1 protein-coding gene is annotated in these 1,283 nt (G+C 64.8%); it reads right to left on the bottom strand.

The genetic code is table 11. The features are described from left to right. Window positions 1-1,283, bottom strand: a 1,283-nt coding sequence (locus GTN70_09450; protein ID NIO17208.1) for a hypothetical protein, incomplete at both ends; no start/stop codon positions are given.

Below are 1,283 nucleotides of genomic sequence, written 5' to 3'. Positions count from 1 at the left end.
TCTGGGTTCCAGTAGAGGGCCTCGGGGAAGTACTGGCGCAGGCGGGGCATCTCCTTCTGTTCAGCCCCAACGCCGGCCTCCTTTTCCATAGGTGCCTCCGCGACCATCGTGGGCATAGGCGCTGGTGTCCCCAGGGGCGCGGCCATCTCCACCATTGGCACGGCTGGCACGGCTTGCCGTGACATGGCATCAAATCCGACGCCCGGGGGCGGCGCGCCCTGCATAGTCAAAAAGGCCACAGGGAAGAGGATGAGGAAGAAAGCAAAGCCCGCCGCCAGAAAGGCCGCCACCGCCATCCCCACTCGCCTTTTCACCCCGAACCCCACGCCGCGCACCACAAAGGAGGCCGAGATCAGCAGGTAGGCGATCAGGAAGACGATGGCCCACGTTTCATCGGGCTCCCAGTTGGCTCGTATCAGGGCATAGATCAGCAGGGGCAGCAGGACGATGTAGGCCAGCAGCAGGAGCAGCTTCCAGCCCAGGGGCCGGTCGGGCTCGCGCACGGCGTGGACGGCCAGCACGATCAACCCCACCAGGCCGGACAGCAGGGCCACCGGGACCACGCAGAGCAGCCCCTCGCCCGCCTCACTCAGCAGATAGCCCAGCTTGTCGAGGGGACTGGGGCCATACCAGTCAGGGACAGGGATGATCGTCAAGAAGCAGGCAAAGATCAGGAGAAGCAGCAGGCTGATCATCAGGCTGAGGCCGATCACCCTGCGCTCCCGGATGGAGACGAGGGTCAACAGGGCCATGCCCAGAGGGAGCAGCAAGGTGAAGGGGAAGATGGCCCGGGCCACACCCTTGAAATAGCTCTGCTGCTGCTTCTCGATGCGCTGCGCTTTCTCGTCGTGAGAGTTGCCGCTCAGGCTAAAGCTCCGCTCGGCGGCCAGGGCCAACGCAGCTTTGGCCGAGGTGTCCTGGGCCTCCCGCAGGATGGGCTCCTCCGGCGGAACCTGCATCACCTGCCCCCAGGTGAAGCCCTTGATCTGATACTTGGGCTGCTGTAACTCTTTCTCCAGCAGGAAGTAGATTTTGGCAAAGCCGGGGTCCTGCTCGGCCAGGGCGAAGAGGGCTTCGTCCACCACGCTGACCCCGATGGCCGCTGGCACCGACTGGCCGTCTTTATCGCTGACCTGGAAGGAGATGGCCGCCGTGCCGCCCGGCAGATAGGTGTCCTGGTCGCCGGTGATGGCCGCTACGAGGTCGTTGGCCGCGTCCACCACCACCAGCCGGGTGTCGCGCGTGATGTTGCCCGTGCGCAGGATCTTGTAGGCGTGCAGTTC

Source organism: Deltaproteobacteria bacterium, assembly GCA_011773515.1.
GTDB lineage: Bacteria > Desulfobacterota > Deferrimicrobia > J040 > J040 > WVXK01.
Note: the sequence above shows the minus strand (reverse complement) of the source record. Positions and strands in the feature narration are given on the sequence as shown.